This is a genomic window from Pseudoalteromonas aliena SW19, from assembly GCF_014905615.1.
GTDB lineage: Bacteria > Pseudomonadota > Gammaproteobacteria > Enterobacterales > Alteromonadaceae > Pseudoalteromonas > Pseudoalteromonas aliena.
Window position 1 is genome coordinate 120,940 of the sequence record NZ_AQGU01000017.1, and the last position, 13,846, is coordinate 134,785.

The window sequence follows — 13,846 nt, forward strand, 5'->3', positions numbered from 1 at the left end:
CATGAAATACGCGCGTAAATTGCGTGGTGAGTGTTAACCTGTTTGCGGGGAAACATTGACTCTTTCTAATAAGGATAAATGTGTACTTTCAATATACCCTTTTTTGCACAGGTTAAACGCTGTTTGATACTGTTATGGTCTGATTATTTTGATGTTTTTGCCGTTTAAACTTTAATGAAGTTTAAATCCATATACACCATATGGCTGATTATAACTGCGCAAGCGCAGTCGACAATACAAAGTATCTTTACAAGCATAAGTAACTTATATTTATCCCTCTCTTTGCAGTGCTCATAAGACTTCCAATAGAACATTATCAAAGTATTAATTTCACAACGCTCACTCCTTTGGTTATGCTACTGAGTATTATAAATTATATTGCGAAACCCCCTATGCTACCGATACTTCGTATCTTGTTAATTGAGCAAGATCCAATCACCCTAAAAGAGCTTTCAACGAATCTGTCAAAAACAATTCCTAATTTTGAGCGAGACGATATTCATATTGATATTGTTGAGCGTCTTGAGCTAAAACACGCGTTGGAAAGTGTAGTAGAAGATGGTGATATTCAAGCGGTTGTACTCAGCTGGGATTTGCAAAATAAGGTTGGCGAACGAACTTACAGTCGCTTTATCGAGCAATTAAAGGCAATTCGTCTTGAGTTGCCGGTTTATGTTATTGGCGACGACACTAAAGGGCTGGAAATTGTTAACGAGTCAGAAGAAATTGAGTCGTTCTTCTTTAAAGACGAAGTAATTTCTGATCCAGAAGCAATTTTAGGTTATATGATCAACGACTTTGACGACCGTTCAGAAACGCCATTTTGGACAGCGTATCGCCGTTATGTTGGCGAGTCGAACGATTCATGGCACACACCAGGTCACAGCGGTGGCTCTAGCTTTAGAAACTCTCCTTACATTAAAGATTTTTATCAGTTTTATGGCCGCAATGTATTTGTTGGCGACCTGTCGGTGTCGGTTGATTCGTTAGGTTCATTGTCAGACAGCACCAATACTATTGGTCGGGCTCAAGAATCAGCAGCGGCAACATTTGAGGTTAAACATACCTATTTCGTTACAAATGGGTCGTCGACCTCAAATAAAATCATCTTGCAGACACTGCTTCGCAAAGGCGATAAAGTGATCATCGACCGCAATTGTCATAAATCGGTGCACTATGGCATCTTGCAATCAGCGAGTTTACCTATTTATTTGTCGAGTATTTTAAATCCTAAATATGGGATCTTCGCGCCACCGTCGTTGGCCGACATAAAACAGACGATTGAGAAGAATACCGATGCAAAATTACTGGTTCTTACCGGTTGTACCTACGATGGCCTACTGAGCGATCTGAAACAAGTGGTCGACTTTGCCCATCAACATGGTATTAAAGTGTTTATTGACGAAGCGTGGTTTGCTTACTCTTTGTTTCACCCGAGCTTACGCTATTACTCTGCTATTCATGCAGGGGCAGACTATATCACCCACTCAGCGCATAAAGTGGTATCGGCGTTTTCTCAAGCGTCTTATATTCATGTTAACGATCCTGACTTTGATGCCGATTTCTTTCGAGAGATTTACAGTATCTATGCCAGCACATCGCCAAAATATCAGCTTATTGCGTCCCTTGACGTATGCCAAAAGCAATTGGAAATGGAAGGCTACAAGTTGCTTAATGCCTTGTTGAATCATGTGGAAGAATTTAAACAACAAATGGCCTCGCTCAAGCAAATTAAAGTGCTAGGTAAGCAAGATTTTATGGAAATATTTCCACACTTTAGCGGTGATAACATGGGCCACGATCCGCTAAAAATTCTTATCGACATTAGCGAATTGCCTTATTCATTAAAGGATATTCATAAATATTTACTGGACGAAATTGGTCTAGAAATAGAAAAATACACTCACAGCACTATTTTAGTTTTGCTGACCCTTGGCGGCACGCGTTCAAAAATAATTCGTTTGTACAATGCGCTGAAAAAACTCGACAGCGGTAAGGTAAAGTTATCAACATCAACGCGCAGAGCCCGCTTACCAGAAAACTTACCAGCGATAGACTTGGCGTGTATTCCAAGCGATGCTTTTTATGGTGAGCGCGAATCTGTGCCCATCGCTAAAAGTAACAACCGTATTTGCGCCGGTTTAGTTACCCCTTACCCGCCAGGCATTCCTCTTTTGGTACCAGGCCAGCATATCACTGAGGATCATATTGAATACCTCAAAGAGTTAGCGGGACAAGGCCTGACTATCCAAGGCAGTTTCGATGGCGAAATTTACGTTCTTAAAGACAAGGTTAAGAAGTAAAGGTATCCTGTAATACAGTCACGGTTTTCTTACTGAGCTGTGTCGTAAGACACTGCTCAGTATTTTTCTAAGCTGCCTGTGTGGCAGTGAACTTGGTGTCAGCAAACTAAAAGTAACCGTAGTTTTTCTAAGCTGCCTGTGCGGCAGTGAACATTCAGGAAAGCCCGTCTCGCTCGTTATTGCGTTTCTAAGCTGCCTGTACGGCAGTGAACTGACCTATTAGGCATATCTGATAGGCAGGTCATTTCTAAGCTGCCTGTGCGGCAGTGAACTTGTCTTCCAATCTTTAAAAACAAGCGAGTAATTTCTAAGCTGCCTGTGCGGCAGTGAACCCGTTGATTCTGTAGAGTCTTTATATGCTTCATTTCTAAGCTGCCTGTGCGGCAGTGAACAAAACACTGTTTCGAACTTCCTGAGGGATAAATTTCTAAGCTGCCTGTGCGGCAGTGAACAAGCGCTACTCACAAAAGTAAAATGTTCAACTTTTCTAAGCTGCCTGTGCGGCAGTGAACACAAATATAACGGTAATTTGTTGCAACTATCATTTCTAAGCTGCCTGTGCGGCAGTGAACCTTCAACGTCAGCACCGGTAGAGAAATCATTATTTCTAAGCTGCCTGTGCGGCAGTGAACGAATCCTCATTGGCCAAACAGCGGTTGATAAATTTCTAAGCTGCCTGTGCGGCAGTGAACAAAATGGAAAAATGGCGCGTATGTACGAAAAATTTCTAAGCTGCCTGTGCGGCAGTGAACAAGTATCTTTGATCGGTCAGTCTGACGCTAATTTTCTAAGCTGCCTGTGCGGCAGTGAATCCTCAGGAACTGGAGTAGCAAGAGCTAAAAAATTTCTAAGCTGCCTGTGCGGCAGTGAACTCTGTGGTCAGTGTCGAACGAAACTAATTAAATTTCTAAGCTGCCTGTGCGGCAGTGAACCTTTAAAATGCTTCTTAACTTCATGGTCAACTTTTCTAAGCTGCCTGTGCGGCAGTGAACGCTTATATTTTGGTGAATTAACATTATCAAGTTTTCTAAGCTGCCTGTGCGGCAGTGAACCACCACTTACAACCGCTCAACTAGCTACTTTCTTTCTAAGCTGCCTGTGCGGCAGTGAACTAGGTAAACATAACCACAATGATTGTTTTAAATTTCTAAGCTGCCTGTGCGGCAGTGAACGTTGGCCCTGATCTAGGAAGCACTACAACAGATTTCTAAGCTGCCTGTGCGGCAGTGAACCTTGATCGGCATTTTGCATCACTAAATTGTTATTTCTAAGCTGCCTGTGCGGCAGTGAACTGTTTCTATAACTTGAAACATGCTCGCATCAATTTCTAAGCTGCCTGTGCGGCAGTGAACACACAATCTTTGGTTTTGACACTGCATTAAAATTTCTAAGCTGCCTGTGCGGCAGTGAACGCGGCAAAGGTGCAATCAAAACGCATATTCAATTTCTAAGCTGCCTGTGCGGCAGTGAACTGATGGGGCTGAGTTAAAATCACTTGTGGACATTTCTAAGCTGCCTGTGCGGCAGTGAACAAGTGATTCTAGTGTTGCGTTTATCTCCCCGTTTTCTAAGCTGCCTGTGCGGCAGTGAACTACAAAGCACTGCAAACAGCTCAGAGTGTAAATTTCTAAGCTGCCTGTGCGGCAGTGAACAGTAAGTTATGTTTCCAAAACCATCTTCCACATTTCTAAGCTGCCTGTGCGGCAGTGAACATTCTCAGTGTGATGAAATTGTAACGAGAATATTTCTAAGCTGCCTGTGCGGCAGTGAACTGGAAATGGACAACATATACGAAATTATAGAATTTCTAAGCTGCCTGTGCGGCAGTGAACAATAACATGTCGGTTTTAAACGTTAGCCAATTTTTCTAAGCTGCCTGTGCGGCAGTGAACGTGAGACGGTTAATGTGCTTGCAAATGATAAATTTCTAAGCTGCCTGTGCGGCAGTGAACTTAAATTCACAAAAGCAATTGAATTAACAAGTTTTCTAAGCTGCCTGTGCGGCAGTGAACATTCACATCTACCAACATCTAGAACAATGAAATTTCTAAGCTGCCTGTGCGGCAGTGAACTAGAATCTATAGCGTCACCTTCACTTAATAAATTTCTAAGCTGCCTGTGCGGCAGTGAACTTGTCATGGCTGAGAAGGCGTTGTTGTCTATGTTTCTAAGCTGCCTGTGCGGCAGTGAACATCGGGTCTAACATAGATAGATGCATCCATTATTTCTAAGCTGCCTGTGCGGCAGTGAACGATCCATTGTTGGGCAATCAAAAGTAAGGTTTTTTCTAAGCTGCCTGTGCGGCAGTGAACATTTAAAAGCGGCTGAAAAGTGGACGTTTGCATTTCTAAGCTGCCTGTGCGGCAGTGAACGAATGGCATTATCAAAAGCTTGTCGAGAACAATTTCTAAGCTGCCTGTGCGGCAGTGAACAAACCAGAAAGAGTTGCAGGCATACCACCAGTTTTCTAAGCTGCCTGTGCGGCAGTGAACATGACCGCTCTTATGAGCGGTTTTTTCTTTTATTTCTAAGCTGCCTGTGCGGCAGTGAACCTTCCTGAAGGATAATTGTTTTTAACGTAGAATTTCTAAGCTGCCTGTGCGGCAGTGAACAGAGATACGACATTATGGCGGGGTTGGCTGTTTTTCTAAGCTGCCTGTGCGGCAGTGAACCAACCCTTAACTTATCCCAGCATTGCTTTCACTTTCTAAGCTGCCTGTGCGGCAGTGAACTCTGACGTAAGGGTTAGAAACTCAGTGTATTCTTTCTAAGCTGCCTGTGCGGCAGTGAACAATAGAATATCAGGCAAAAAATAAGTTACAACAGGCAATTAGGTAAAATTATCTATTTTTACCTAATTTTTTAGCGCTGCTGTAACTTATTGTTTTAGTTTCTAATTTTTAAAGAGCAAAAATAAAGGTTAAAACTGGGGAATACTAACTAGCTTTTCTTTATCGTTATGATTTGTGCTTAAACCATAACAATTAAATGTACCAACTTGTTGTTCCGTAACTTCTACTTTTTTAATGAACAATGGGAATTTCCTACTTGCATTCAAGTCTCGCTGTCTCGTTTCTTGGCTTTCTAGCCAAATAAAAGGCAGATTGTTATTCGCTTTGGGTTTACTTTTTTCAAGCGACTTCAAACATTCATCAAACGGTTGTCCTGATTTTTCAGCCCAACGTTTTGCCTTGCTTAGCATGTCTTTTTCTATACGCGCTTCACCTTTAACATGTTGCCTAATAAAAGCCGCATGGGTCACATTAGCAGGAACTGCTTTAATGGACTTTATATGTACATAGTCTTCAAAGCGATTTAACCACTTGGCAATATTTAAGTCTGTTAGCTGAGATTGATCATTGGCTAATAACCTTAATTGGTTTCCTAACGGAAAAGTATGTTCATCACTTTTTTCAGTACTATAACGAGGAAAACTCACTGCAATAGACGATTCATTCTTACCTACTTTGCTATCAACCAAGGCAATATGGACTTGTTGATAAACTTTTTGCCAGATAAAACCAAGGGTAATCTCGGCTTCAGGCAGTAATGTTATATCGAGATAATATTTCATTTATCCTCCTTAAATTCTAATGTTAGAAACGTAAGCCAAACCTTTTTTTCCTAGATAAAAACTAGAAACACCTGCATTTTCGATAATTTCTAAGAGATTTTTTGCTGTAGAGCGATCAATATCAATATTTATGTTTAACGTACCACCTGCTTTTGACATCAGAGAAGTAACCTCACCTACACCCTTAATTTTTTCCTTACGAATATAAGGGTTACCCCATATTTTCTTTTTTTCTCCTGATGTATAACGGCTCATAAAGTCTTTTTTGGTAAACCCATTATTGGAAATACCACTCAACCCGCCTGCTTTCGTTTTTGCTGTTGAAACATCAAAGTCATTAGCCAACCGTTCAAGCTGTAAATATAATGCGGAACAATATAAACGAATTGGCACTATTTCCCCTTTAGGGTTTAAGCCATTGAATTTTTCAAACTTACTCTGTAAAAAATTAAAAGTATCACTAGCTTTTGCTGCATTAGGTATAGGTTTTAGTCCAAATAACTCCTCAAGTTTGGCAATAATAATCAGCGGATTATGTAAAATAGTTTTAGTCACTTTTTTATCATGTAAGATAAACTCATATAACTCGTTTAAATCTAGCTGTAAAACGCCCCATAACTGCTCTGAATAATCAGATGTAAAAATAGGCGCATCTACTTGAATCATGCCAGTATAAGAATTTTGGTCTTCACTACCTGATATATTCCGAATATAAGTCATTTCTTGATTTATATAGCTTGGCTTATCTTCAAACGTAACTAATGATTCCACCCCTTTAAAGTAATACTCATCACTCTGCCTTGATTGGTATAACTTTCGTTGATCGCCAATCAAACGGTTCAGTAACCCCATCACGGTATTATGACTAACATTTCTAGAAATATAATTTGTATTTTTTTTATCATTGAGACTCTTCATGGAACCAATGAACTTTCGTCCAGTTTTAGGTAACGGTTCATCGTTTGAACCATCAAGAAACGAGTTACGCCAACTCGATTCGTATTTAATTTCAATTTTCATTAATTGAGCCGCCTTTATTTTTGGTAAAAGTAGGTTGCAAACTCTTCTTCTGGCTCTGGTGATGTGCTGTTCACGTCACGTTTTATACGCATCATTTTATTACTGTCGTTATAATCAACAACCACTTCATCTACATACATGTAAGATTTTGCTTGGCGAATAGATAACTCACTAATAAGGTCTACTGTGTAGTCAATTAGCGCTTTAATTGCGTCTTGATCTAATAAAATCCCCACTTCCCCTTCCTCAAAAATTGTACCGCTGCGCACATAGTTTTCATGGAAAGTCGCTTTAGGCTTTAAATCAGGATTAAGGGTTTGAATAAACTCTTGTATTGCTTGAGCAACTTCTTCCCCTTGACCAACTTTAATGCCCATTGATTCACGGTCGAATTTTTTGTCTAATGAAATGAATTGCAGTTGTTCAATACTGATCGAGCCATAAGCAATATATTCAGTGTCACCAAATGTGGTTTTTGAGAAGAATGACGAACTATCTCTTTCGCCAGCTTGACCAAATTGTTCAAAATTACCATTACCTAATTGATCAACAAAATCTTCTAATAACAATGGGCTTGTACGTTTATTTTGACTTGAAGGCACAACATAACCACGCACAAGGCCTGTGATAGAAGCTAACATTTTAGTTAAATTTTCACCGTTGCTTTTATTTGCGTAATGAACATCAAAGGCTTGATCTCTAAATAAATGATGGCGAATACAGTTTTGACTGATGTATAGAGGCGTTTTTTTGAAATCAATATCGGTTGGCTCTTTTACATGTTTATAGCCTTTTTCACTTACCTCACCTGTAAGATTTGTATACCCTCTTAACTTTGGCATTGTATGGTTATTCTTTCCGAGTTTACTATCATCTTGAACCTTTAATGAAGTTGGGCCATTCCAATTCACAACACCATGCCCTACTGCTGTAATTTTAAAATCTACGCTTTTAATACCTGTTACTTTTTTCATTATTAATCCTTTTTATAAGTTAAATTTTTATTTGATATTGCGCCTATGGCTTGTTTTTCACACACGGCATAATATATTGCCGCGCTATGTCTTGCCGATTCACCGCCAACAGCGAGTAAATCATTTGGGGTATAACTAAGGTGAACGGGGTACTCAGGATCTTTGGCATCATTAAGCAGGATAAAATCCTTATACGGTTTAGTCCCTCCCTTGATTCTGTGATGTTTCTTTACCATATAAGTCAGTAAATTATTTGTGCTATCGCCATAGCCTTGAATAAGCTCAGTTGAAGCAGTTAAATTATCGACTTTTTCCATTTCATCAACGGGAATGGTATACGCATACTCTTCAATAAAAGCAGGTGTGTTTTGGTTATCTACATTACAAACTGCCATTTGCACAAATCGGCTATCACCACGCAGTGAGTTATTGCTGATTTTAGCTCGTTGAGTTTGTTGTTTTTTCCGTGCAATCATAGTTTGAGGTTCGCTTACTTTAGCGGTAATAAGCATCGCACTTTTTTTCATCGCACTAATTGAGTCTTGCTCTATTAAGTCTACTGCTGATGGTAATTGATAAAAGTCTTTATAAAGCTGATATATATCAACAATGGTGAATACCTTATTACCATTGTCTGTGTTATCTACTAAAAATTGATACCATGCCTTAGATGACAGTAGAGAGTTCGAAGTTGCTAAAAATCTTGAAACAGCTCCAACACCTTTATTTATATAGACATTTTCAGGAATAACGATGGTATAACGGTTAACATTATCATTTTGACCAAATCTGTCCAAACGCCCCATTCTTTGTAAGCAATTCTCCGCAGTGGTCATTTCAGAGATCATATAATCACAACTAATATTCAGAGACGCTTGAACAATAGGACCACTGCGAAGTTGGTCGAATACGCCTGTTCCACTTTTTTTAAACGATTCAAATACACTATTAAATAGCTGCTGTTTATCACTCTTCTTATATTTAGAGTGCAAGAGAACGGCATTTTCTTTAGCTAAATTATGAATGAAACTTTTTTGCGCGGTAGTTGCTGTATTACTGATAGTAAAAGTAGTTAATTTCTGGTTTTGATAAAGTGGATTAGCCTCATCTTCTTTCGTCTCGTCATATCTCACAAAATCAAATTGATACTTTTTACAATTGAAAGATGGCATTTCTACCACATCGTAATCAACATCAAGATTAAGTAGGTTTTCTAAATAAAAATAATTGGGTGTTGCTGATACCAGAAGAATATTACTCCCATTATTTAACTGATTTCTTGAGATAACTAGTTCTGCAAACAACAAGTTGAATGCAGGCATATTGATGTACTCATGAAATTCATCAAATACAATATGTGCACTAAGGTAGTTAAGTAGCCTATCTGCCTTGGTATGGCTAATAACACCACTAAGCAGTTGATCAATTGTGGTAATAACAATATCAGCGATTAATTGTTCACTTTCAGGTGTCGGCGTTTCAAAGTTATTGGTGTATTTAAATTCACCCGTAAAAATTTCTACTGTTGCATCTTGCAGATATGGCTCATCTGAAGCTTTTAATTCGGTAAACATACCTTGGCATATTTGTACCCGTGGACATACCCAAATAATTTGCTGTGCACCTCTTAACCCTGCCCATTCCAACGCTATTTTTGTTTTTCCACAACCTGCAGCACCCGCAAGAACCTTTACATGCTCGATATCTTCTGCAAGTTTCTTGGCTACTGCTGATTGTTTTTGACTGCGTTCACTATCTGGGAAAGCATTCAAGCAGGTTTGAATATGCGATGTTAAGCTGCTTTCTACTGCAACATTATTAGCAAGTTGTTCTTCAACCAAATCATTTAATTTATTATTTTTAATATATGACGATAAGTCAGTAGCTGATAAAGATGAAACCCATCTGTCAGCCGTAATTAAGCAAGCGCGTACTTCATTGTTATGTGCATTAGTTAATATTTTATTTTGGTAGTCATTAAGGCTTTCTGACAACGGATATTCTTTATAAGCAGGTAACGGCGTATACTCATAATTAACCAAGGTTTCATCATCAAACTCTTTGCTATAAGCTTTATCAAGAAGACTATTTTCACTTTTTCGATACTGCTTATCAATTTCACTAACCGTATTTAACATCTCAATCGAATGTTGAGAAAGTAGCTGCTGAGTCTTTTCTCCTAAGTTACTCTTTAATTTATTAAAAATTTTACCGTAAGTGTCAAAACCATCTCTTTCTTTTACTCTAAATGCCTTTGCGTGATGCCAATAAATAGCATGCTTAATAGAGGGTTTAATTGCGCAAATTCCTTTAGCACTATCAGATAAACATTGAAAAATAAGTGCCGAAATCTCATTATGGCGAGGATGTTTTTCAAAACTGAATTTTGTGTCATCAATATGTTGACCATCTTCCGCTTGATATGTTTTATTTTTGGGTTTAATTACCCAACTTTGAAAAGAAGGATCTAGCTTTCCAATATCATGCATACAACCTGAAATAAATGCAGCATTCGCTAGTTTTGTCTTCTCAGGGTAAAAATTTAAATATAATTGCTCCGCAACAAAACCGACTGCAAATAAGTGGTATTCTAATTTTTGTAAGTGGGTATTTGCGTATACAACACCTTTTATTGGTTTTAACTGCTTTACATCCATAATGATCTCTTTTGCCGTTGTATTAACAGGCACAATGCCCTGCTGATTAAATTTTAATTTTGAACCCACCACCCACAAAAACTGACTTCTTGCTCGGCTACGTATCCAGTGGCAACTGACTGCGGTACTTTTACTTGCTGTTTTACGGAGCATTTTTTTAACGGTGAGTAGGCCATCCTCAGTAATGAGGGTTTGCCACGTGTTATCGCCGATGCGGTTGGCAAAGGCGTCAAGTACGCGGCGTGTTTTCTTTAAGGCGCTTTTTTCGCATTGGCTAACAAAGGTGACCATCATAATGAGCATCGCTCTTTCGTTATTTGACGCGCTAAAGCACGACCTACCGGCTTATTAATCATCTTTGTGTATCCCGTCATTATTAATCTCTTTATGATTTTCTAAGGCTATTTGCTTGACCGTGTCAAACATAAAGTCGAGGGATTTATGATCCGTAAAAGCTTGTAATACTTGCTGGCGAAATTCTTGCTCTGTCGCGTTCTCTTTGGCGCATATAAAGGCCCAAGGCAGTACAATGGCATCTTTTATTAAATCGGCCACATCAAACACCAATGCACCACGTCTGGTTTTTCCATGCATTACAGCAAAACCATGAGGAATACCTAACACCCATAAACAGCTTGCAGCTAACCCATAGGCAAGGTAGTTACCATGATTTAAGAAGTCGTTGGCTTTATCAGTGCTTTGATGCTGGCGTTTAAATGCTGCGGTGCTGGTATTATTAGCCGCGTATTTATAAAGTACTTTGGTTAATTGCGCTTCGGTAAGTAGTAACTCTGACTGTTTAGTCGCTGCACTGGTACGCGCTTCAAAGGTGCTCAATGCTATTTGTATTTGTTCACTATTAAAATCGAACCCTTCGTTTTTTAAATCGCGGTCTTTATTCCATACTTTTTGTAAATAACTAATGCGGGCTTGCTGCATTGTTTTTGCAGCTAGTAAGCGTTTTTTGTCTTCAAACCAAAATTGTAGCCAACCATGTAAATATTCTGTTGGCCTGTATTCACTTTGTGGTGTAAACCATTCGACCTCACACGCCATATATAAAGGAGTGCCCCCACCACCGGTAAAGCCAACCAGCACACCCGCTTGTGACAACATTCGCATTGCAGCTTGCGTTATTGATGTGCCATTTCCCAGTAATAATACAGTGGTATTGGCAATAGGTACGTTAAAGTATTGGTTTTCGTTTTTAGCTTCAGTAAGGTACAAAACACGCCCATCTTTTTGCATAACACGGCAGTATTCTAGGTAGTACATATTAGCGCGTTTTGAATGCAAAATTGTTTTTAAGTCACTTGGGCTAAAATCATCCATTACTTTTTATCCTTTATTATCGTTGCGTCTAAATTACTGGCTGTTTACCTTTTCAGCAACACTGTATATTTATCACCTGTCGTAATTTTAAGCATGTTTTTAGTTTATTATTATCTGCCTATTTATTAGATATTACGGCATGTAAGGTTGTAAATTAGCTAAGCAATCGGGGCTGAGTATAATTTGTTGCGCTTCGGGGTTTGCTTGATAGCTATCTACACGTAGTTGTTTTAAAAGATAAAGTAATAAAGCAGCGCGAACTTTTAGGTTACGCTTGTAATGACCATTGGGTTGTTGGTGCATTTGGTGGTCGAGCGCTATTATTTTTGCTTTATTGGCGGTTAGCCGAGGATCTGGCTCTATACTAACTACCAGTTGAGTTTGCCATAATGTGTCGTTTTGTTGGTCATACTCAGCTGGCCCTTCTATTTCACATTCGCCATTAAAACGAGTAAGAACAAAGTCTCTAAAATCACGATTTTTTTCGCAATAAGCGCGTACATGCCAGCGAGCACCATCAAAAACTAAATTATGCGGACTGATAATACGCGATTCAAACTCAGGATTTGATACTGAGGCATAACCAACGTCTATTCGTTGCTTATGTTTTAGTGCGTGTAATATCCCACTCACTCTTTTTGGATTTACTGGTACTAGCGGGGATTGCATAGCAGTAAAGTGATTATAATATTCACTTTGAATACCTTGCTGGGTAATGCTTAAATATGTACCAAGATCTTTTTCACCATACCTTGGCATAAAGTGATTTGTTGCCTGATAGCCTTTTTTTGAGTTGTTGTAAGTTAAAGATTTAGGATACAGTTTTACATAATCTTGTATATATTTAGATGCACTTGAACGACTTATATTAAAATGGTGTTGTATGTGCTTAGTCGTTAAGCGATTTTCCCAAAATACAATAAGTTCTATAAAATGAAAGCGCTTAATTAGATCGTAATTTATGTGTGGCGTCATGCTGTTCCTTAGCTATTTTTTTATCCTTTTTACAAAGTATCAAATTAGCTAAGAATAACAATGACAAATTTTGTGATAAAACATTTGTAAACACAGACGTTTTTGAGTGCTTACTTAAGCATCATGTCGATCCGCATATAAATTATGCCACTTTATCTGATCTCTAAAGTATATGGTTTTATAGCCCTTATAATAAGGGGGTGTAAATTAACTACGCGGTTTAGACGCCTTATCTACTATTCTTATAATTATTAAATGGCGAGCCGCCTCGCCGTTTAACAGTTGGTATTAAAACTCAAATAATATACCAATTTGAGTGGTTTCATTTCGGCCGAACTCAGCTTCAGTATTCGCATACGAGAGTGAAAGTAAAACCAAGTCACTTACAGGGACTTCAAACCTTACTTTATAAGTAAAATCGGTGCCTGAAAACTCTTCTTCGGCCTCAGGTCCGGGGTTCAAAAACAGTCCTTGTTTTGTCTCCAGTTCCCAGTGAGAGAAGCCGACCATTGGCACAACTTTAAAATACGTAGCCAAATCAAAAGAATAGCCTGCCATCGCCTTAATTTCATAGGTTTCGTAACTATCAAAAGTACCAAATAATATATCGCTTGATGAGTAGGCTACGTTAGCTTCGGTTACTACATTGTTTGCAAATTTATAACCTAGTACGTAATTTATAGAGAGTCCGTCTGTATCAAAATCCTCTTTTAAAATAGCAAAATCTTTATCTACAGCTATTTTACTAGTACCTAGCTCTACACCCATTCTTATTTGAGCCTCATTTGCATGCGAAGAAAAACTACTTATGAGTAAAGTAAGAGCAGTAAGTGAGATCATTTTTTTCATTTTATTATCCAATATTAAGTTAATCCTAAAAGCGATGCAGTGTTGCCCCTAGGCTAGGTTCAATATATGATAATGAGCGACCCTAAATTAATCTACAGACATAGCGGGACATTTTTAAATGTGCCATGCTGCGCGAAACTTTAATTAGCAGTTAAAATCCCT

General features: G+C 38.7%; 8 protein-coding genes and 1 CRISPR repeat array. Of the genes, 1 reads left to right on the forward strand and 7 read right to left on the reverse strand.

Annotated features, from left to right (window positions below; translation table 11 throughout):
• Positions 1–392: 392 nt before the first annotated feature.
• Positions 393–2,303: an aminotransferase class V-fold PLP-dependent enzyme gene (locus PALI_RS00740; protein ID WP_193154453.1), complete on the forward strand. Its 1,911-nt coding sequence runs from the start codon at positions 393–395 to the stop codon at positions 2,301–2,303.
• A 64-nt stretch (positions 2,304–2,367) separates the two neighbouring features.
• Positions 2,368–5,095: direct repeats of the CRISPR family, unit length 28 nt; unit sequence TTTCTAAGCTGCCTGTGCGGCAGTGAAC.
• A 128-nt stretch (positions 5,096–5,223) separates the two neighbouring features.
• Here PALI_RS00740 and cas6f read toward each other — a convergent pair.
• The 7 genes from cas6f to PALI_RS00775 form a co-directional block, all read right to left on the reverse strand.
• A complete protein-coding gene (gene cas6f, locus PALI_RS00745) occupies positions 5,224–5,877 on the reverse strand; it encodes a type I-F CRISPR-associated endoribonuclease Cas6/Csy4 (RefSeq protein WP_193154454.1) in 654 nt (217 codons plus the stop codon).
• 9 nt (positions 5,878–5,886) lie between these two features.
• Positions 5,887–6,897 carry a type I-Fv CRISPR-associated protein Cas5fv gene (gene cas5fv / locus PALI_RS00750; RefSeq protein ID WP_193154455.1) on the reverse strand — a complete coding sequence of 337 codons (1,011 nt, stop codon included), beginning with the start codon at positions 6,895–6,897 and terminating at the stop codon, positions 5,887–5,889.
• A gap of 14 nt (positions 6,898–6,911) precedes the next feature.
• On the reverse strand, positions 6,912–7,871 hold the full coding sequence (cas7fv, locus tag PALI_RS00755) for a type I-Fv CRISPR-associated protein Cas7fv (protein ID WP_193154456.1): 960 nt from the start codon (positions 7,869–7,871) through the stop codon (positions 6,912–6,914).
• A gap of 2 nt (positions 7,872–7,873) precedes the next feature.
• Positions 7,874–10,822, reverse strand: a complete 2,949-nt coding sequence (locus tag PALI_RS00760) for a CRISPR-associated endonuclease Cas3'' (RefSeq protein WP_193154457.1) — start codon at positions 10,820–10,822, stop codon at positions 7,874–7,876.
• A 54-nt stretch (positions 10,823–10,876) separates the two neighbouring features.
• On the reverse strand, positions 10,877–11,860 hold the full coding sequence (gene cas1f, locus PALI_RS00765; protein WP_193154458.1) for a type I-F CRISPR-associated endonuclease Cas1f: 984 nt from the start codon (positions 11,858–11,860) through the stop codon (positions 10,877–10,879).
• Positions 11,861–11,992: 132 nt separating this feature from the next.
• Complete coding sequence (locus PALI_RS00770; protein WP_193154459.1) at positions 11,993–12,835, reverse strand: WYL domain-containing protein; 843 nt, start codon at positions 12,833–12,835, stop codon at positions 11,993–11,995.
• A gap of 288 nt (positions 12,836–13,123) precedes the next feature.
• Positions 13,124–13,684 (reverse strand): outer membrane beta-barrel protein, encoded by a 561-nt coding sequence (locus PALI_RS00775; protein WP_226894471.1) that lies wholly within the window; start codon positions 13,682–13,684, stop codon positions 13,124–13,126.
• Positions 13,685–13,846: the final 162 nt, after the last annotated feature.